General features: G+C 68.8%; 18 protein-coding genes and 1 tRNA gene. 4 read left to right on the plus strand and 15 right to left on the minus strand.

Annotated features, from left to right (window positions below):
• Positions 1 to 82: 82 nt before the first annotated feature.
• The 8 genes from JZ791_RS11660 to JZ791_RS11695 form a co-directional block, all read right to left on the minus strand.
• Positions 83 to 155: transfer RNA gene (locus JZ791_RS11660), tRNA-Glu, on the minus strand.
• 61 nt (positions 156 to 216) lie between these two features.
• Complete coding sequence (locus tag JZ791_RS11665) at positions 217 to 837, minus strand: TetR/AcrR family transcriptional regulator (RefSeq protein WP_216894261.1); 621 nt, start codon at positions 835 to 837, stop codon at positions 217 to 219.
• 6 nt (positions 838 to 843) lie between these two features.
• Positions 844 to 1,668, minus strand: a complete 825-nt coding sequence (locus JZ791_RS11670; RefSeq protein WP_216894262.1) for an enoyl-CoA hydratase family protein — start codon at positions 1,666 to 1,668, stop codon at positions 844 to 846.
• A gap of 8 nt (positions 1,669 to 1,676) precedes the next feature.
• Positions 1,677 to 2,840 carry an acyl-CoA dehydrogenase family protein gene (locus JZ791_RS11675; RefSeq protein ID WP_216894263.1) on the minus strand — a complete coding sequence of 388 codons (1,164 nt, stop codon included), beginning with the start codon at positions 2,838 to 2,840 and terminating at the stop codon, positions 1,677 to 1,679.
• On the minus strand, positions 2,837 to 4,867 hold the full coding sequence (locus tag JZ791_RS11680; RefSeq protein ID WP_216894264.1) for an acetyl/propionyl/methylcrotonyl-CoA carboxylase subunit alpha: 2,031 nt from the start codon (positions 4,865 to 4,867) through the stop codon (positions 2,837 to 2,839). The genes JZ791_RS11675 and JZ791_RS11680 overlap by 4 nt, the downstream gene beginning before the upstream one ends.
• A gap of 8 nt (positions 4,868 to 4,875) precedes the next feature.
• Positions 4,876 to 6,480 (minus strand): acyl-CoA carboxylase subunit beta, encoded by a 1,605-nt coding sequence (locus tag JZ791_RS11685; protein WP_216894265.1) that lies wholly within the window; start codon positions 6,478 to 6,480, stop codon positions 4,876 to 4,878.
• Positions 6,477 to 7,634 carry an acyl-CoA dehydrogenase family protein gene (locus tag JZ791_RS11690; protein WP_308162888.1) on the minus strand — a complete coding sequence of 386 codons (1,158 nt, stop codon included), beginning with the start codon at positions 7,632 to 7,634 and terminating at the stop codon, positions 6,477 to 6,479. Before JZ791_RS11690 ends, JZ791_RS11685 begins: the two co-directional genes overlap by 4 nt.
• The gene (locus JZ791_RS11695) at positions 7,631 to 9,343 is read right to left on the minus strand and encodes an acyclic terpene utilization AtuA family protein (RefSeq protein WP_216894322.1); all 1,713 of its coding nucleotides are present in this window, start codon (positions 9,341 to 9,343) and stop codon (positions 7,631 to 7,633) included. The genes JZ791_RS11690 and JZ791_RS11695 overlap by 4 nt, the downstream gene beginning before the upstream one ends.
• A gap of 166 nt (positions 9,344 to 9,509) precedes the next feature.
• Between JZ791_RS11695 and JZ791_RS11700 the strand changes: the two genes are divergently transcribed.
• A complete protein-coding gene (locus JZ791_RS11700) occupies positions 9,510 to 9,668 on the plus strand; it encodes a CG2302 family histidine operon protein (protein ID WP_216894267.1) in 159 nt (52 codons plus the stop codon).
• Positions 9,669 to 9,699: 31 nt separating this feature from the next.
• On the opposite strand, the gene JZ791_RS11705 is transcribed toward JZ791_RS11700, so the two are convergent.
• From JZ791_RS11705 to thiO, 6 genes are all read right to left on the minus strand, one after another.
• Positions 9,700 to 10,458, minus strand: a complete 759-nt coding sequence (locus tag JZ791_RS11705) for an adenylate/guanylate cyclase domain-containing protein (protein WP_216894323.1) — start codon at positions 10,456 to 10,458, stop codon at positions 9,700 to 9,702.
• A gap of 580 nt (positions 10,459 to 11,038) precedes the next feature.
• Positions 11,039 to 11,857, minus strand: a complete 819-nt coding sequence (locus tag JZ791_RS11710) for an ABC transporter permease (protein ID WP_216894268.1) — start codon at positions 11,855 to 11,857, stop codon at positions 11,039 to 11,041.
• Positions 11,857 to 12,807 (minus strand): ABC transporter ATP-binding protein, encoded by a 951-nt coding sequence (locus tag JZ791_RS11715; protein ID WP_216894269.1) that lies wholly within the window; start codon positions 12,805 to 12,807, stop codon positions 11,857 to 11,859. Before JZ791_RS11715 ends, JZ791_RS11710 begins: the two co-directional genes overlap by 1 nt.
• A 94-nt stretch (positions 12,808 to 12,901) precedes the next feature.
• Complete coding sequence (locus JZ791_RS11720; RefSeq protein WP_438804508.1) at positions 12,902 to 13,657, minus strand: thiazole synthase; 756 nt, start codon at positions 13,655 to 13,657, stop codon at positions 12,902 to 12,904.
• A 37-nt stretch (positions 13,658 to 13,694) separates the two neighbouring features.
• A complete protein-coding gene (gene thiS, locus JZ791_RS11725; protein WP_216894270.1) occupies positions 13,695 to 13,901 on the minus strand; it encodes a sulfur carrier protein ThiS in 207 nt (68 codons plus the stop codon).
• Positions 13,898 to 14,986, minus strand: a complete 1,089-nt coding sequence (thiO, locus tag JZ791_RS11730) for a glycine oxidase ThiO (RefSeq protein WP_216894271.1) — start codon at positions 14,984 to 14,986, stop codon at positions 13,898 to 13,900. The genes thiS and thiO overlap by 4 nt, the downstream gene beginning before the upstream one ends.
• A gap of 142 nt (positions 14,987 to 15,128) precedes the next feature.
• Between thiO and thiE the strand changes: the two genes are divergently transcribed.
• Entirely contained in the window at positions 15,129 to 15,848 is a 720-nt protein-coding gene (gene thiE, locus JZ791_RS11735; RefSeq protein ID WP_438804507.1) for a thiamine phosphate synthase, read from the plus strand.
• A gap of 19 nt (positions 15,849 to 15,867) precedes the next feature.
• On the opposite strand, the gene JZ791_RS11740 is transcribed toward thiE, so the two are convergent.
• Entirely contained in the window at positions 15,868 to 16,542 is a 675-nt protein-coding gene (locus JZ791_RS11740) for an NUDIX hydrolase (protein WP_216894273.1), read from the minus strand.
• Between the two features lie 162 nt (positions 16,543 to 16,704).
• On the opposite strand from JZ791_RS11740, the gene JZ791_RS11745 reads away from it, so the two are divergent.
• The gene (locus tag JZ791_RS11745; RefSeq protein ID WP_216894274.1) at positions 16,705 to 18,036 is read left to right on the plus strand and encodes a GlnX family signal transduction membrane protein; all 1,332 of its coding nucleotides are present in this window, start codon (positions 16,705 to 16,707) and stop codon (positions 18,034 to 18,036) included.
• Positions 18,033 to 19,007 carry a glutamate ABC transporter substrate-binding protein gene (locus JZ791_RS11750; protein WP_216894275.1) on the plus strand — a complete coding sequence of 325 codons (975 nt, stop codon included), beginning with the start codon at positions 18,033 to 18,035 and terminating at the stop codon, positions 19,005 to 19,007. The genes JZ791_RS11745 and JZ791_RS11750 overlap by 4 nt, the downstream gene beginning before the upstream one ends.
• Positions 19,008 to 19,069: the final 62 nt, after the last annotated feature.

Consider the following 19,069-nt stretch of genomic DNA (forward strand, 5'->3'; position numbering starts at 1 on the left):
GGGTTTGGGGGCCGCGCCCCCAAAAGACACAACGAAGCGAAAAAGACTCATGCTCTCCATGAGCATGAGTCTGGGATTCGCGTAGTCCCGACGGGATTTGAACCCGCGCTACCGCCTTGAGAGGGCGGCGTCCTAGGCCGCTAGACGACGGGACCTTGAACAAGCGTGCTCCAGCGTAGCCGCCGCTAGCCCGTCGACCAAATCGGGTAATTCGGGTCACACGGCAGGTGAGACCGCGAGGGCCGAATGCAACGTTGCGGCCCACTGCGTCACGATCTGCTTGCGGCGGGCCGAATCGTCGGTGAGCACATCGGCGAGGCCGAGCCCTCGCGCCAGATCGAGAGTGGCCTGAACCAGATGGTGCGCAACGGGATTCGAATCGTCGACCCCCAGTGCCTCCACCGCCATGCGATGCGAGACCCGTCCGAAGCGCGCCTCCATCGGCACAATGCGTTCGCGCAGTACAGGATCGGCGGCGGCATGCGTCCACACCTGTAGCGCCGCCTTGAACAGCGGGCTGGTGTACGACTCGACCAGCGAGGTCACCACCGCCTCGGTGCGGCCGGCTCCCTCGGCGATTCGGCGCAGGCTCTGTACCTGCGACTTGGATTGCGCCATCCGGGAGTCGAACATGTACTCGAGTGCGGCGGTGATCAGGTCTTCGCGGGTCGGGAAGTGATGCTGGGTCGCACCGCGTGACACCCCGGCTCGTTCGGCGACCACCGAGACGGTCGCCGCCGCCCAGCCGGTCTCGGCCAGTGTGTCGATGGTCGCCTCGAGCAGCCGCTGCCGGGTGGCCCGGCTGCGGTCCTGCTTGGGTTCGTGCGGTGTAGCCATGGCAGGCTATTCTGCCCAGCTCGGCGGGCGACGTTCGAAGAAGGCCGTCATACCCTCGATGACCTCGGGTGTGCCGAAGAAGCCTGCCGAACGCTCTGCCAACTCCTGCGCACCACGATCGAACTCGGCGAGCAGGGCGGCGTTGACCAGGCGCTTGCCCTCGGCCAATCCCTGCGGCGACCCCTTGCGCAGCTCCCCGCGCAGTCGCCGCACCTCCGCGTCCGCGTCGTCGGCGGCCACGGTGATCAGGCCGATGCGCTCGGCCTCGGCGGCGTCGAAGGTTTCACCGGTCTGGTAATAGCGGGCCGCGGCGCGAGAACTCATGCGTGGCAGCAGTGTCAGCGAAATCATGAACGGCGCCAGGCCGATTCGCGCCTCGGTCAGCGCGAAACTGCTCGCCGGACCGGCCACGGCGATATCGCAGGCGGCCAGGATGCCCATACCTCCGGCGCGAACGTTACCGTCCACCTGTGCGACAACGGGTTTCGGAACAGTGATGATGTCGCGCAGCACCTGGATCATCCATCGGGTCCGGATGTCCGCGGCCGCCGCCGGGTCGGCATCGAGGGCCTCCTTGAGATCCGCACCGGCACAGAAGGTGTTGCCGGTGTGGGTGAGCACCACCCCGCGCGCCCGCTCGTCGCCGGCGGCCCGTTCGAGGCCCGCCAGCAGCTCACGAACCAGACGGGAGGACAGCGCGTTGCGGTTGTGCGGGGAATCCAGGGTGAGCACCGCGAAGCCGTCGCTGACCTCGTAGTGCACGAAAGGCGTATCCGTGCCGGACTTGTCGGCATCGTTCACGATCGCGTCACCTCCTGTCTCTGCGCTCATCGATTCGCTCAGTACGACCTCGGCAGACCCAGCGAATGCTGGGCGACGAAGTTGAGCACCATCTCCCGGCTGACCGGCGCGACGCGGCCGATGCGGGCCGCGGCGAGCATTCCGGCCAGGCTGACATCGCGGGTCAGCCCGGAGCCGCCATGCGTCTGCAACGCCTGATCCAGGGCCTTGATACTGGCTTCCGCCGCAGCGTATTTCGCCATGTTCGCGGCCTCGGCGGCGCCGAAGTCGTCCCCCGAGTCGTACAGCACCGCCGCCTTCTGCATCATCAGCTTGGCCAGCTCCACCTCGATCTTCACCTGCGCGAGCGGATGCGAAATCCCTTGGTGCGCACCGATCGGCACGCCCTTCCACACCGTGCGCTCCTTGGCGTATTCGACCGCGCGGTCGATGGCGTAGCGGCCCATGCCCGCGGCCATCGCCGCGCCCATGATGCGCTCCGGATTCAGGCCCGCGAACAGCTGCGCGATGGCCGCGTCTTCCTTGCCGACCAGCGCGTTCGCGGGCAGGCGCACATCGTCCAGGAACAGGGTGAACTGGTTGTCCGGCTCGATGATGTCCATCTCCTGCTTCGTTTTCACGAAGCCGGGCGTGTCCACCGGCACGATGAACAGGGCCGGTTGCAGGTTGCCGGTCTTGGCGTTCTCGGTGCGTGCCACGATCAGCACCGCCTCGGCCTGGTCCACGCCGGAGATGAAGACCTTGCGGCCGTTCAGGATCCAGTCCTCGCCGTCGCGGCGGGCGGTGGTGGTGATCTTGTGCGAGTTGGATCCGGCGTCGGGTTCGGTGATGCCGAAGACCATCTTGGCCGAGCCGTCCGCCAGGCGTGGCAGCCAGTTCTGCTTCTGCTCATCGGTGCCGTATTTGGTGATGATCGTGCCGCAGATGGCCGGGGACACCACCATCAGCAGCAGGCCGCAGCCCTGCGCGGCGAGCTCCTCCATGACCAGCGCCAGCTCGTAGATGCCCGCACCGCCGCCGCCGTACTCCTCGGGCAGGTTCACCCCGAGGAAGCCGAGCTTCCCCGCATCGGCCCACAACTCGTCGAGCGGCTCGTTACGGCGGGCCTTGGGTCCGGCGTAATCGCGGAAGTTGTACTTGGCGGCGAGCTGGGCCACCGCGGCCCGCAACTGCTTGCGCTCGTCGGATTCGATGAAGCTCATGCTGTTCCTTCTGTCGCGTCTGTTCCGTCCGTGTCGGCGTCCACCACGGCAAGCACCGCGCCGACGTCGACCTGTTGTCCCGCTTGCACATTCAGCTCGCTGAGTACGCCCGCGGCCGGTGCGGTGATGGTGTGCTCCATCTTCATCGCCTCCAGCCACAGGATCGGCTGGCCCTTCGCGACCCGATCGCCCGCCTGCGCCCCGAGCCGGATGACCGCGCCCGGCATCGGCGCCAGCAGCGAGCCCTGCGCCACCTGATCGGCCGGATCGGCGAATCGCGGCAGGCGCTTCAGCGCGACCGGTCCCAGCGGGGAGTCGACGGCCACCAGATCGCCGTAGCGGGCGATCTCGAAGCGGCGGCGCACCGAACGGGTGCCCGCGGGCACCAGCAGGGTCACCGAATCCGATGTGGCCTCGACCAATTCGAGCCCGGAGAATCCGTCGACCTCGAGGCCCGCGCGGGTGAGCCGATAACGCACCTCGTGCGTGCCGCTGGCGCGGGACTCGTACGACTTGGACTGCGGCTGGGACGGCAGGTTCCGCCAACCACCGGGCAGACCCGCGCCGATGCGGGCGTTCGCGCGGTTGGCGGCCGCATCGGCCAGCGCGGCCGCCACGATGGACAGTTTCTCGTCGGCCTCGGAGATCAGCGGCGCGGACAGTGTGTCCAGGCCGTGGGTGGCGAAGAAGGCGGTGTCGGTGTCACCGGCCAGGAAGGCCGGGTGGCGCAGCACGCGCACGAGCAGATCGCGGTTGGTCACCAGGCCGTGGATCTTGGCGCGCTGCAACGCCGAGGCGAGCAGGTGCGCGGCCTGATCCCGGGTCTCGCCGTAGGCGATGACCTTCGACAGCATCGGGTCGTAGTGCACGCCGACCACCGAACCGTCCACCACACCGGTGTCCAGGCGCACCCCGGGCTCACGCAGCACGGTGAATTCTCCTGCGACACCGGGGATGTCGAGCTTGTACACCGGACCGCTCTGCGGCTGCCAGTCGTGCGCGGGGTCCTCGGCGTACAACCGCACCTCGATGGCGTGGCCGTGCGGTCCGGGCTGCCGATCGGGCAGCGGATGACCGGCGGCGACCTGCAACTGCAACCGGACCAGGTCCAGACCCGTCACCTGTTCGGTGACCGGATGCTCCACCTGGAGGCGGGTATTCATCTCCAGGAAGTAGAACTCACCTGCCTCGTCCGCCAGGAATTCGACCGTGCCGGCGCCCTCGTAACCGATCGCCTCCGCAGCCAAGCGCGAAGCCTCGAACAGCCGCTCCCGCATGCTCTTTCGGCCGGGCTCGCCCTCGATCCGCTCGACCAGCGGCGACGGGGCCTCCTCGACGACCTTCTGATGCCGGCGCTGAATCGAGCACTCCCGCTCACCGACCGACCACACCGTCCCGTGCGTATCGGCCATGATCTGCACCTCGATATGGCGCCCGGTCTCCAGATAGCGCTCGCAGAAGACGGTGGGATCGCCGAACGCCGAGGCGGCCTCGCGCTGCGCGGCCTCGATCTGCGGTGTGAGATCGGCCAATTCGCGCACCACCCGCATACCGCGACCGCCCCCACCGGCCGACGCCTTGATCAGCACCGGCAGCAGGTCCGCGGTGACCGCGTCCGGGTCCAGTTGCTTCAGCACCGGCACGCCCGCGGCGTCCATCAGCTTCTTGGACTCCACCTTCGAGCCCATCTGCTCGATGGCCGCCACCGGCGGGCCGATCCACAGCAGCCCGGCCGACTGCACCGCGCGCGCGAATTCCGCGTTCTCGGAAAGGAATCCGTAGCCGGGGTGAACGGCATCGGCACCGGCCGCCAGGGCGGCCTCGATGATCAGATCACCGCGCAGATAGGTCTCGCCCGGGGTGTTGCCCGACAGCCGCACGGCCGCATCCGCCTGCGCCACATGCGGCGCGTCGGCATCGGCGTCGGAATAGATCGCGGTGGTCGCGATGCCCATGCGGCGACAGGTCGCGAAGACCCGTCGCGCGATCTCACCGCGATTGGCGACCAGGACGTTGGTGATTTCCACAGCTCGCCTCACATCCGGAAGACGCCGAAGCCCGCGGCGCCCTCGATCGGGGCATTGTGGATGGCGGACAACGCCATTCCCAATACCGTGCGGGTGTCCCGAGGGTCGATGACACCGTCGTCGTAGAGCCGCCCCGACATGAACATCGGCAGCGATTCGGCCTCGATCTGCGCCTCGATCGCCGCGCGCATCCCGGCATCGGCCTCCTCGTCGAAGGGCAGGCCCCTGGACTCGGCGGCCGCCCGGCCCACGATGGAGATCACGCCCGCCAGCTGCGCGCCGCCCATGACCGCGGATTTCGCACTGGGCCAGGCGAACACGAAGCGCGGATCGTAGGCCCGCCCGCACATGCCGTAGTGGCCCGCGCCGTAGGAGGCGCCCATGAGCAGCGAAATGTGCGGCACCTTCGAATTCGAGACCGCGTTGATCATCATCGCGCCGTGCTTGATGATGCCCTTCTGCTCGTACTCCCGGCCGACCATATAGCCGGTGGTGTTGTGCAGGAACAGCAGTGGCATATTCGACTGGTTGGCCAGCTGGATGAACTGGGTGGCCTTCTGCGACTCCTCGGAGAACAGCACGCCACGGGCGTTGGCCAGGATGCCGATCGGATAGCCGTGCAGCTGGGCCCATCCGGTGACCAGGCTGGACCCGTACAGCGGCTTGAACTCGTCGAAGTCCGATCCGTCCACCACGCGGGCGATGACCTCGCGCGGATCGAACGGGATCTTCAGATCCGTCGGCACGATGCCGAGCAGTTCCTCCTCGTCGTGCACCGGCGGGATGACCTCGCTCGGGGGCCGGGGGGTCGGCCCCTTCTTCGTCCAGTTCAGGCGCCTGACGATCGAGCGGCCGAGGCGAATGGCGTCGGGCTCGTCCACCGCCAGGTAATCGGCCAAACCCGAGACACGGGCATGCATTTCGGCGCCGCCCAGCGACTCGTCGTCGGATTCCTCGCCGGTGGCCATCTTCACCAGCGGCGGGCCGCCCAGGAATACCTTGGACCGCTCCTTGATCATGACCGTGTAGTCGGACATGCCCGGGACGTACGCGCCGCCCGCGGTGGAATTGCCGAAAACCAGTGCGATGGTGGGAATTCCGGCCGCCGACAGACGCGTCAGATCGCGGAACATGCGCCCGCCCGGGACGAAGACCTCCTTCTGCGTCGGCAGATCCGCGCCGCCCGACTCCACCAGGCCGATGACCGGAAGCCGATTCTCCATCGCGATATCGTTCATGCGCAGGTTCTTGCGCAGCGTCCACGGATTCGAGGTGCCGCCGCGCACGGTCGGATCCGGTGCGACGATCATGCATTCGACGCCCTCGACGATGCCGATGCCCGCGATCACGCTCGCGCCCACGTGGAATTCGCTGCCCCAGGCCGCCAGCGGCGCCAGCTCCAGGAACGGCGAATCCTCATCGATGAGCAGTTCGATCCGCTCGCGCGCGGTCAGCTTGCCGCGCTTGCGATGCCGCGCCAGCTTGTCCGGGCCGCCGCCCGCGATGTTCTTGGCGTATTCGACCTCGACCTCGGCCAGTTTGGCGCTCATCGCCTCGGCAGCGTTGTGATAGTCGGCTGTCTTCGAATCCAGTGTGGTACGAAGGACACTCATGACTGGAACCCCAATCGCTTGGCCGCGAGGCTGGTCAGGATCTCGGTGGTTCCACCACCGATGCCCAGGATGCGCACATCCCGGTAGTGCCGCTCGACCTCGGACTCACGCATGTAGCCCAGGCCGCCGAACAGCTGAACCGCCTGGTGCGCGACCCACTCCGCGGTGTCCACGGCGGTATTCTTGGCGAAGCACACCTCGGCGATCAGATCGGTCTCGCCGCCCGCCGCACGCTCGACCACATGACGGGTGTACACGCGGGCCACATCGATGCGCCGCGCCATCTCCGTCAGCGTGTTCTGCACGGCCTGCCTGCTGATCAGCGGACGCCCGAACGTCTCCCGGTCCCGGCACCATCGCAGGGTCAGGTCCAGGCAGCGCTGCGCGTGCCCGTACGCCTGCACGGCCAAGGCCGTTCGCTCGCTCACGAAAGCCTGTGCGATCTGGGCGAATCCGGAGTTCTCCGCACCCACCAGATTCGACACCGGCACGCGCGCATCCACATACGACAATTCCGCGGTGTCCGAGGCCAGCCAGCCCATCTTCTCCAGCTTGCGGCTCACCGTGAATCCGGGCGTGCCCTTCTCCACGACAAGCAGCGACACTCCGGCCGCGCCCGGACCACCGGTGCGCACGGCCGTCACCACATAGTCGGCGCGCACACCGGAGGTGATGAAGGTCTTCGCGCCGTTCACGACGAACTCGTCGCCGTCGCGTACCGCGCTGGTGCGCAGGTGCCCGACATCCGATCCACCACCCGGCTCGGTGATGGCCAGGGAGCCGATCTTCTCTCCCGCCAGAGTCGGGCGTACCCAGCGCTCGATCTGCTCTCGATTTCCCGACGCGACGATGTGCGGTACGGCGATGCCGCAGGTGAACAGGGAGGCGAACACACCACCCGAGCAGCCCGCGTAGTGCATCTGCTCGCAGACGAGGGCCGCGTCCATGCCGTCGCCGCCGGATCCGCCCACCGCCTCCGGGAATTGAATTCCCAGCAGGCCCAGTGCGCCGGCCTTCTTGTGCAGTTCACGCGGGAGTTCCCCCGCGCGTTCCCAGTCGTCCAGATACGGCAGAACCTCGCGCTCGACGAAACCGTCTACGGTGGCGCGCAATTCACGACGTTCGGACGTATTCCAGGGATTCGAGTAGTTCACAGCAACTCCACGGGGATATCGATATGCCGGGCACGAAGCCATTCACCCAGGCCCTTGGCCTGCGGATCGAATCTGGCCTGATACGCCACGCCCTGACCGAGCAGTCCCTCGATCACGAAGTTGACCGCGCGCAGATTCGGCAGCACGTGCCGGGTGATGGACAGCTTCGCGGCCTCGGGCAGCAGCGTGCGCACCTCGTCGACGGTGAGCGCGTGCACCAGCCAGCGCCACTGCCGCTCGGAACGCACCCACACGCCGATATTGGCGTTGCCGCCCTTGTCGCCCGAGCGGGCCATCGCGATCGTGCCCAGCGGCACGCGCCGGGTTTCGCCGGGCTCGAGAGGTAGCGGCAGTTCAGGTTCCGCGACATCGGCCAGTTCCTGGAAGTGCGAGGCGGGCGGGACGCCGATCTCGTCGCCGTCCGGCAGCACCGCCATATGCGGAACCTGCGCCGCGTCGACGTAGCCCGGCGTGAACACACCGTACGGCCCGCCGTTCCCCGGCGGTGCGGTCAGCGAGAATCCCGGATAGCTCGCCAGCGCCAATTCCACTGCGACACTGGAGAACGCGCGGCCAACCCTGTCCGGATCCGGATCGCGCACCACACAGCGCAGCAGCGCGCTCGCCTGCTCCTCGGTCTCCGCGTCGGGCCGATCCAGGCGGGACAGGGACCACTCCAGCTCCGCCGGGCGCACCGGCAGCCAGGACTCGAGCTGCCGCCGCGCCAGCGCGGCCTTCGCCTCGATATCCAAACCGGTCAGAATGAAGCTCATCTCGTTGCGGAAGCCGCCGATGGTGTTGAGCGACACCTTGATCCGCGGCGGCGCGGGCTCCCCGCGCACCTCGCTGATCAGCACCCGGTCCGGTCCCTGCGGCTCGAGCCGGATAGTGTCCAGGCGGGTGGTCACATCGGGTCCGGCGTAGCGCGCGCTCTGTATCTCGTACATCAGCTGCGCGGCAACCGTATCCACCGTGACCGCACCGCCCGTACCGGCATGTTTGGTGATCACGCTGCTGCCGTCGCGACGGACCTCCGCGATCGGGAATCCGGGACGATCCAGGTCGGCGATCTCGGTGAAGAACGCGAAGTTGCCGCCCGTGGCCTGCGTGCCGCACTCGATCACGTGCCCGGCCACCACCGCGCCGGCCAGCTGGTCGTAATCGGCTCGCCCCCAGCCGAAGTGGGCCGCGGCGGGACCCACCACCAACGAGGCGTCGGTGACCCGGCCGGTCACCACGATATCCGCGCCGGCCCGCAACGCCTCGGCGATGCCCCACCCGCCCAGGTAGGCGTTGGCCGTCAGCGGTGTGCCCAGGCCGAGCTCACTCGCGCGGGACAGCAGATCGTCGCCCGTCACGTACGCGATCCGCGGGTCGAACCCGAGCCTGTGGGCCACCTCCCCCACCCGCCGCGCCAGCCCGGCCGGGTTCAGCCCGCCCGCATTGGTGACGATCCGCACTCCCGATCCCAGGGCCAGGCCCAGGCAGTCCTCCAGCTGGCGCACGAAGGTCTTGGCATAGCCGAGATCCGGATCCTTCAGCCGGTCCCGCCCCAGGATCAGCATGGTGAGTTCGGCCAGATAATCGCCGGTCAGCACGTCGAGCCGACCGCCCTCGAGCATCTCCCGCATGGCGCCGAACCGGTCTCCGTAGAACCCCGAACAGTTGCCGATACGTATGGTCTCCGGATCCTGTGCCAGATCGCCCATCCGCGCGATGCCTCCCACTCGTGAGCCCGCCTTCGCGACGCTGTCGCCGCATCGATAACAGGGTCACATCGCGATCGGAAAAAATCAAGCCTGCGTGATTGTTTTTCTGGCGGGTATGAAGAGACCACCCTGGAGGGGGTGTGCGAACACACGGCATGATGGCCGTGTGTCCCATACCGTGATCGTGGTCGTCCTACTGGCCCTCGCCGGGTTTCTGATCGGCGGAGCCTTCACCACCTGGAAGAACGACAGCCGTGTGCTGTCGGTCGTCCTCGGCGTCTGCGCCGTGCTCGCGGTCGTCGGCGCGGCCCTGTGGTGGAAGTAGAGCTGAGCCCACCCACCCCGCCGGCTCACCGTTACTCCAACCGGAAAATCCGCACATCCTCCGGAACACCGCTGAGCGGGGCGGCGAACCGGCTCCGGCGATAGGGCTTCGCGGCGCACCCCAGCTCGGCGAGCGTATCGGGCGCCAGCGCGTCCAGCGTGGCGTTCGAGAGCATGGTGTTGCCGTTGCCACCGGCCTCCATCATGCGCGCCGCGATGGTGACGTCGACGCCGAGCCAGTCGCCGCCGATCTCGCGCGGCGTGCCGGTATGCAGGCCGACCCGCATCTGCGGCCGATAGCCGTGCAGATCCAGCTCGCCGAGCTGGCGCTTCGCGGTGATCGCGGCGCGCACGGCGCTGTCGGGGCTCAGGAATATCGCCATGACGCCGTCGCCCATGCGCTTGATCACCCGGCCGCCGCGGTCCTTGATCGGCGGCTCGATGGCGCTCGCGACCCGGCGCAGCAGCTCCAGCGTGGCCTCGTCCCCGGCGGTCAGTGACCAACTGGAGAACGCCACGAGATCGGTGAACATCACAGTTACCGGCTCGCTACCTTTTCCGCGGCCGACCCGTTCGAGCATCGCCTGCCAGACCTGCAGGGCGCCCAGGCCGATCTCCTTGGCCGCGCTGGGCGAGATGCCTACGATGCCCGCCGCCGCGCGCGCCACGGTCTGTGGCCCGCCCGGTCCGGACAGCGACAGCGGATCACCGAAAGACGGGTCACCGGGGAGATTTTCGCGCGCCTTGCGGATCGCGCCGATCAGATCGGGGCGCTGATTCGTGGCGGACATGAGCGCCGACAGCTGCCCCGAGCGCAGACGCCGACCCTGCTGCTCATCGGGTTCGCCGTCGACCGGTGTGAGCGGAATCACGACCTCGTGATCGGCCTCTGCCCGGCCACCCCGGTTCGGGAGGCCGCCGTCACCGGCGCCGGTCCGCGATTTCCCCTGCTCCCTGCGCTGCGGCGAGCCATCTGCAGCTGCCGCGTGACGTGGCTTTTTGCCGTCACCAGAGGACTTTTCGGTCACCTCGGGAGCGTATCCCAACGCTTCCCCGGTGGGTGGAGTACCAATAATCGCCACCGGCCACCTCTCTATCGGACGGAGCGAACACGGCATTGGGTCCGCCGATGGATAACGTGTTGGTTGCTGATCCGATGCTACGGAGACGCGATTGTGAATGGAAGACATTTATCAATAGTTAACGCGAATTTCCCCTTGCCCACCGGCCCGATGTGACATGGCACGCACCGGGCCGGTGGGAGTCGCAGCGGGCGGGCAGTGCCCGGTGCGACCGAGGTGCGGCGGCCCCCAGCAGGACCGCCGTCCCAACCCGGGGCCGCGAGGGTGGCGCCCGGGGAGGCCGGAGGTGTCAGGCGTCACGTTTGTTCACCACGAACAGCGCCGCACCGAAGACGATCGCGACGATGACCGCGGAGTAGAGCAGGCCACCCCACGGTCCCCAATGCCAGGGCAGATCGTCGCTACCGGCCGTGCCGAGGAACCGGCCCGCGTTCTGGAAGGGAAGAAGCACCTCGATATTCCGCCCGACCTTGCCGAACGCACCGACGATCGGCTCGATCAGCACCGGCCACACGATCAGCAGCGACAGCGCACCGGCGGACTGCCGGATCAGCGCGCCCACCCCGACGGCCAGGAACACCACCAGCGCGACGAAGATCGGCACCGCGTAGAAGATGTGCGCATCGCCGTTGGTCAGGCTCATGTCCCGGCCCGCGTCGCTGGACAGCATCCCCTTGAAGATGAAGAAGCTCAGCAGCGTCAGCACCGCGGACAACACCGCGGCGACGACCGCGACCAGTCCGGCCTTGGCCACCAGGACGCCGGTGCGGTTGGGCACGGCCAGGAAGGTGGCCCGGATGGTCCCGAACCGGTACTCGCTGGTGACCGCGAGCGCCGCCATGATCATGATCATGATGTAGCCGAACCCCGGCACGCCCTGCGAGGCGCCGGTGATGCCGAGCGCCGCGACACTGTTCGTCGGATAGGGCGCGGTCGCCAGGGTGGGGTGCCCCGAGGCCAGCTGCCGGTTGTACTCGTTGACGCTGACATTGAGCAGCAGGCTGAACAGCGCCGCCATGCCCAGCGCGAACACCACCGTCAGCACCGTGCACCACATCGGGGACCGGGTGGAGGTGAGTTTGATTCGTTCCGCCGTCAGCATGCCCATCAGAGCGCACCTCCCATGGCCTGCTCCAGGCCCTCGCCGTGATACTGGACCGACCCGCCGGTCAACCGCATGAACGCCTCCTCCAGCGAGGCCCGCTGCGGCGCGAGCTCATACAGCGTGATGCCGTTGTCGCCCGCCAATGTGCCCACGGCGTCGCTGGTTTCGCCGACCACCGTCAGCGCCGGTGCCGCGCCGTCGACCGGAGCCCCGTCCTCGCGCACCGTCATACCGTTGGAGGTGAGCAGGCTGCGCAGCTGATCCAGCTGCGGACTGCGCACGCGCACAGTGGATTCGGAGGAACGGTCGATGAAGTCCTTGGTCGCGGTGTTCGCGATCAGCTTGCCGCGGCCGATCACGATCAGATGATCCGCGGTCTGCGCCATCTCCGAGAGCAGATGGCTCGACACCAGCACGGTGCGGCCCTCGGAGGCCAGGCGCTGCATGAACCGCCGGATCCACAGGATGCCCTCCGGGTCCAGGCCGTTCACCGGCTCGTCGAACAGCAGGATCTCCGGATCGCCGAGCAGCGCCGCGGCCAGGCCCAGCCGCTGCGACATGCCGAGAGAGAACCCGCCGGCCTTCTTGTCCGCCACCTCGGTGAGCCCGACCAGCCGCAGCACCTCCTCCACCCGGCTGGCGGGCAGCTCGTTGGAGGCGGCCAGCCAGCGCAGATGCGCGCGGGCCGAGCGGTTCGGATGCGTCCATTTCGCGTCGAGCAGAGCCCCGACGGTGTGCAGCGGGCGCTCCAGCTCCCGATAGGGTTTGCCGCCGATCAGCGCGACACCGGCCGTAGGCCGATCCAGCCCCAGGATCATCCGCATGGTGGTCGACTTCCCCGCGCCGTTGGGCCCGAGAAACCCTGTCACCTGCCCCGGCTCCACGGTGAACGTCAGGTCGTCAACCGCGGTGGTCGCACCGAACCGCTTGGTCAGACCCCTCACTTCGATCATGTCGACCAGTCTCGCCGACGACCGCCGGGCGCACTATCGCCCCCGGGTCGCGATTCGGGTCATCCTCGAGGATGAGTCGGGTCGGGACCTTTCTCTAGGAGAGAGCCGGAGAAGAGGCCTGCGCCCAGAAGCGCTTCGGGATGCGTCCGGCCTGGCGGGCCAGATATCCGGCCCGGACCGCGTCGGCCATCGCCGCCGCCATCAGCGCGGGCTGACGCGCACGGGTCACCGCGGTGGCAAGCAGTACCGCCGAGCAGCCCAGCTCCATGGCCAGGGCGGCATCGCTCGCGGTGCCGATGCCCGCGTCGAGGATCACCGGCACGCCCGCGTCGGCGACGATCATCTCGATATTGTGCGGATTGCCGATGCCGAGGCCGGTGCCGATCGGCGCGCCCAGCGGCATCACCGCGACGCACCCCGCGTCCTCGAGCCGCCGGGCCAGCACCGGATCGTCGGTGGTGTAGGGCAGCACGGTGAAGCCGTCGTCGACCAATTGCTCAGCGGCGCTGACCAGTTCGATCGCGTCCGGCAGCAGGGTGCGCTCGTCGGCGACCACCTCGAGCTTGACCCAGTCGGTCTCCAGGGCCTCACGGGCCAGCTGCGCCGTCAGCACGGCCTCGGCGGCGGTGCGGCAGCCGGCGGTATTGGGCAGCAGGGCGATCCCCAGCTGCTTCAGCAGATCCAGCACGCCGGTGCCGCCGACCACGTCCACGCGGCGCATCGCCACCGTGGTCAGCTGGGTACCCGAGGCCACCAGCGCCTCGGACAGCACCGACAGACTCTCCGCACCACCGGTGCCCATGATCAGCCGGGAGGAGAATTTCCGGTCGGCGATCCGCAACGGTTCCATCATCGTGTCCGTCGTCACTGCCGTGCTGTCGACGCCGCTAACCACCTTGCACCGCCGTCAATACCTCGATCTCCCAGCCGCGGCCGACCGGAGAATCCCAGCGGGACTTGGGGAACACCGCGCCGTCCACCGCGACCGCGACGCCCCGGCAGGGCAGCCCCAGCCTGGCCAGCAGCTCACGCACGGTCAGTTCGTCGGGGAATTCGTGATCCTGGCCGTTGACGGTCACTCCGATGGGGATCATCGGCTACCTCCTGATAGTGAATAGGTCGAAAACCGTTCGGGATCGGCCGCTTTCGCCTCGGACAGGACCTCGTCGGCGAGCAGGGCGAGCACCGCGTCCACGGTGAGCGGCACGCCGAGAATCCCGTTGCGGCCGTGGCCGGTCGCGGCGACGACCCGGTCGTCCAGGCGGCCGATCAGCGGCAGATTGTCGGGGGTGACCGGCCGTGATCCGGCGGATGCCTCGGCCAGTTCGTACTCACCGAGCGCGGGCAGCACCGCCTCGGCGTCCGCGATCAGATCGCGCACGCCGGCCACTGTCACCGCCGTATCGAAGCCCGCCTCGTACTGGGTCGCGCCGACCACGATCCCGTCACCGCGCGGCACCAGATAGAGCGGACGCCCATGGACGCGCGCACGGATCACCCGGCGCGGCGGCGGCGGTGCGCCGGGGCGGTGCCGCAGCCGCAGGATCTCCCCCTTCACCGGTCGCACCGCCAGCCCGGGCCACAGCCGCGCCGCGGCCGCGCCCGTCGCCAGCACGACCCGGTCGAAGTCCAGATTGTCCACAGTTTCCACAGCCTCGGCCGCCATGTGAACACCCACTTGTTCACAACACTGCCGCAACGCACCGACCAGCAATCGGTTATCCACAGCCGGTTCGGTCGATGCCAGTAGACCGGCCCGGACGGTGCGCGCGAGCCCGGACTCCGCCGCCCGGACCTCGGCGCGGTTCAGCAGGCGCAGCCGATGCGTGAGCGGAGCATGCTCACCGACGAACTCGGCGATCGTGCGCAGATCCGCCGCGTCGGCCGCGTCCAGCGCGACGGTCAGGGTTTCCGCGGCGACGAAGACCGAGATGCCCGTCGCCGCCTCGATCCGCGCGGCGAACCGCGGCCAGCGATCGAGCGAGGCGGCGCCGAATTCCAGCGCCTCCCCCTCACCGGGCCAGGCCTCCGACAGCGGCGCCAGCATCCCACCGGCCACCCATGACGCGCCCGAACCCGGCGCCGGATCGAAGATCGTGACGTCCCATCCCGCCTCGGCGGCACACCACGCCACGGCCGAGCCGATCACACCCCCACCCACGACGGCTAGCGTTCGCATACCTTCCACCTCGCTGGTTCCGCCGCAGCGGAATCCGTACGCCGAATACCGGCATCGGCGGCACACCCGCGCGGCCGCCTTCGCGCCGGGGATGCCGTACATGTTTTCGCCTACCAACCGTAGCGCGGCTACCGTCGAGGGCGTGCAACCCTCCCACCAGTACCGACCTGTGGCCGATCCGGAACGAACCCCGCGGGAGCGACTCGCCGCCGCACGGCTCTACCTGTGCACCGACGCCCGCCGCGACAAGGGTGATCTGGCCGCGTTCGCCGACGCGGCCCTGGCCGGCGGGGTCGACATCATCCAGCTGCGCGACAAGGGCTCACGGGGCGAGGCCGAGTTCGGGCCGCTCGAGGCCCGGGCGGAACTGGGCGCCCTGGCCGAACTGAAGGCCGCCGCCCGGCGCCACGGTGCGCTGGTCGCGGTGAACGATCGCGCCGATATCGCGCTGGCCTGCGGCGCCGACGTGCTGCATCTGGGCCAGGACGATCTGCCGCCCTGGTACGCCCGGCAGATCCTGGGTCCCGAGGTGGTGATCGGCCGCTCCACACACGATCCAGAGCAGGCCCGGCTGGCCGCGACCGAGGACCATATCGACTACTTCTGCACCGGACCGGTGTGGACGACCCCGACCAAGCCCGGCCGCAGCGCCGCGGGCCTGGATCTGGTCCGCACCACCGCCGAGGTGAATCCGTCGCGCACCTGGTTCGCCATCGGCGGCATCGACTCGGGCAGACTCGCCCAGGTGCTGGACGCCGGGGCCACCCGCATCGTCGTCGTGCGCGCGATCACCGAGGCCGACCACCCGGAGGCCGCCGCCCGGGCCCTGAAGACCCGGCTGCTGGAGAACGCCGCGGGCTGACCGGCCCGGCCGGGCGCTGTCAGAACAACAGTTGCTCGACAGTGATGTACAACACGTTGTCGGTCGAATCCCCGAGGCCCGGACTTGCCCCGGCGATCCGAGCCTCACGGCCGGACGAGCCGTTGCCGTGCAACCAGAAAAATCCCTGATCGGCGAGATCGACGGTGCGGGGCAATGTCTCGGCTATCCGCGTCGCATCGGTCGTGTCGCCGAGACCGTCCAGCGCGAGGCGAGCGGCCTCGGCGCGCAACAGGGGCCAGGCCGCGGCGAACCCGGGATGCAGCGGACGGGCGTCCACCTGTTCCTCCGGCACCCAGGCCAGGGCGGCGCTCTCCGGATTCGCCGTCGTCGCCACGGGTTCGGCGATATCGGCGATCACGGTGGTGTAGGTCCACCCGCTGGGCGCCGTGGCGGTGACCCGGCTGCCACGCACCCGCACCGCCTCCGGGTCGATCCCGGCCTCCTCGTGTGCCTCCCGGACCGCGGCGACCGCACTGGTCTCATGGCTGTCGCGGGCTCCACCGGGCAGCGCCCAGGTCCCGCCCTGATGGCTCCACGGCGCGCGATGCTGCATCAGCACCACCGCACCGCCGCCACTGCGAGGGGCACGCAGCAAAAGTCCGGCAGCCCCGAACAATCCCCACTGACGCGTCCCGTCAGGGCTGTTCACAAAGCCGTCTCCATCACCGCGCATACCGTCTCGTCCCATCCTCGCCCGGGCACGCCGCGCGCCCGAACGGGGGAGCCGCCGCCGAAAAATACCGGAGCAACTCCGGCGATGGCCCGCGCGGCATCGCTACGACCACAATAAGCTCTAGCGACACAGGACCCGTCGGCGATGCAGCGGAGGTGTGAGATGACCCGTACCGCGCAGCCACGTCCGGACGACCTGTCACCCCACGCCGCCGCGACCGCGGTCCGCGAGCAACTCGACGTCACCGACCTGCGCTCGTTCGCCCGCTCCTCGCCGGCCAGGCTGGTCGCCGTCGCGCTGGCGCTCCTCATCCTGTGCCTGATCGCCGGAGGCGTGACCGCGTCGGAGGTGAGCAGCCGCCAGCACGCGCTGGACTATCTGCTCAACGACGCCGAGCCGGACGCGAATTCCGCACAGCGCCTGTACACCTCGTTGTCCGTGGCCGACGCCCAGGCCGGCACCGCGTTCATCTTCGGCGGCCTGGAGCCCCAAGCGGTGCTCGACGGCTACAACCAGGCGATCGGCGAGGCGGCGGCGGAGCTGGTGGCCCAGGCCAACCACGACACCAACGCCGGCGACGCCCAGCTGCGCACCGGCATCGCCACCAAGCTGCCGGTGTACACCGAACTGATCCAGACCGCGCGAACGAACAACCGGCTCGGTCACCCCGTCGGCGCCGCGTATCTGAGCGAGGCGTCGAATCTCATGCAGACCACGATGCTTCGGCAGGCGCAGAACTTGCAGCAGCATCGCACGGCCGCCATCGCGGATATTCAACGCCGCCATGTTCGCCCGCCGTGGCTGGCCATCGCGCTGCCGATCGTCGCGCTCGCCGCACTGGTCATCGCGCAGTGGTACCTGGCCAGGCGCTGGCATCGGGTGCTCAATCCGGGACTGCTCCTGGCCTCCGCCACGCTGGTGGTCCTGCTGGCCTGGACGGTGACCGGGGGGTTGATCTCGGCGATCGCCACCACCGACGGCCGCGACAACGGCGCGGTCCCAACCTCGGAGCTGACCCAGAGCCGCATCCTGACCCAGCAGGCCCGGGCCGCGGAGACCCTGAAAATGGTGCGCCGCGACGACAGCGGCGATTACGACCGCACCTACAACGATGCCACCGCCAAACTGACCGATCTGCTCACCCACTATCCGCACGGCGCCCCCGCGCAGGCCGATGTGGCCGGCGCCCGTACCGCCCTTGGCCATTGGCGCGAGGCGCACCAGCGGATGAACGACGCGCTGGGGCGCGGCGATTTCCCCGGCGCGGGCATCGTCGCGATCGGGCCCGGCCCCACCGAGGCCACCGCCAGCATGACCGCCCTGGACAGCGCCCTCGCCAACGGCATCGCCGAGACACGTAATGCGTTGCGCAGCAATGTCTCCGATGCCGCACGCACATTGGACGTGCTGTCCCCCGGCGCGTTGACGCTGGCGGTGCTGGCCGCGCTGTTCGTGGCGATCGGTCTGTGGCCGCGACTTCGGGAGTACCGATGATCACGCGTCGCACATTCGTTCTGACCGCCGCCGCGCTGCTGACCGCCGCATGCGCCTCGACCACCACCGCACCGCGAGACGAGAGCACGGGCAGCTATACCCAGCCGCCGCTGCCCGCCAATGCCACTCTCGTGCCGACGAATTCGCCGATTCCCCCGGCCGCGGCCGAGCAGGACTGCGGCGATGTGACCGCCAGCCTCAGCCCGAACGGCACGACGCAGGGCCAGGCCATCAACGCGATCCGCGCCCGGGGACGCCTGCTGGTCGGCCTGGACCCCGGCAGCAATCTGTTCAGCTTCCGCGACCCGATCAGCGGCACGCTGCAGGGTTTCGACGTCGACATCGCCGGGGAGATCGCCCGCGACCTGTTCGGTGATCCGCAACGAGTCGAGTACCGGATCCTCGGCCAGGCCGAGCGCGAGCGCGCGCTGCAGCAGCATGCCGTCGATGTGGTGATCGAGACCATGACCATCAATTGCGAGCGCAAGCGGCAGGTCGCGTTCTCGGCTCCGTATTTCATGGCACACCAGCGGATCCTGGCGGCCAAGAACTCCGGGATCAACGGCCTGGCGGATCTGGCCGGTAAGCGCGTGTGCATGGTCCAGGGCACCACCTCGCTGGACTTCATCCGGCGCGCGCAGCCCAAGGCCGAGATTCTGACCGCGCCCACCTGGGCCGACTGCCTGGTGATCCTGCAGCAGCGCCAGGCCGAGGCCGCCAGCACCGACAACGCGATCCTGGCCGGTCTGGTCGCACAGGATCCGTACTACACCGAACTGGTCGGCCCGGACCTCACCGATGAGCCGTACGGTGTCGGCATTCCCCAGGGCGAGGACGATATGGTGCGGTTCGTCAACGGCACCCTCGCCCGCATTCGCGCCGACGGCACCTGGAACAGGCTGTACACCCACTGGCTACAGCCTGTGCTCGGTCCCTCGTCCGGGCCGCCACAACCGGAATACGACGGCTGATGAGGCCCCGGCAGCCCGATGAATCCGGTTCCGGCCCAGGAGAATCCACTTCCGATCCGCCG

The organism is Nocardia alni, assembly GCF_019038435.1.
Lineage (GTDB): Bacteria > Actinomycetota > Actinomycetes > Mycobacteriales > Mycobacteriaceae > Nocardia > Nocardia alni.